At 65.4% G+C, this 460-nt stretch carries 1 protein-coding gene; it reads right to left on the bottom strand.

Annotation, left to right across the window (positions count from 1 at the left end):
• On the bottom strand, positions 1 to 229 hold a 229-nt coding region (locus tag AACY49_RS30855; RefSeq protein ID WP_339528092.1), incomplete at its 3' end, for an ATP-grasp domain-containing protein.
• Positions 230 to 460: the final 231 nt, after the last annotated feature.

Here is a 460-nt window from a genome sequence, read left to right as displayed (position 1 = left end):
CGAGCGTCTTGGCGAGGCGGACACCGCCCTTGGCATCGGGGCCGAGTTCCTTGAACTTGCCCTTGCCGCGGCCACCGGCATGGATCTGCGCCTTGACGACGTAAAGCGGCCCAGGAAGCTTGGCGGCAGCGGCGACGGCCTCCTCGACGGTCAGTGCCGCGAAGCCCGCGGGCACCGGCACGCCAAATTTCGCGAGAACTTCTTTCGCTTGATATTCATGGATGTTCATGGGCCGGGTGCCTTTCGAAGATCGGGGATGCACTGGCCTTAAGCACAGGCGCCCGCGCGAATCCACCCCGTAGGCTCCCGCGTCGCTCGCCATTGCGCGTGCGGCTCGCTATCTCATGTGTATGTCCTGGATGATCGGCCCGCTGCTGTTCGTTGCCACCGTCGCCGGAATGGAGGGGTTCGCTTACGGCGCGCACCGCTGGGTGATGCATGGGCCGGGCTGGTTCCTGCA

The organism is Pseudomonas sp. EL_65y_Pfl2_R96 (assembly GCF_963970905.1).
In the GTDB taxonomy this organism is placed as follows: Bacteria; Pseudomonadota; Gammaproteobacteria; order Pseudomonadales; family Pseudomonadaceae; genus Aquipseudomonas.
The sequence above is the reverse complement of the archived record's forward strand: the minus strand, read 5'-3'. Positions and strand labels throughout refer to the sequence as shown.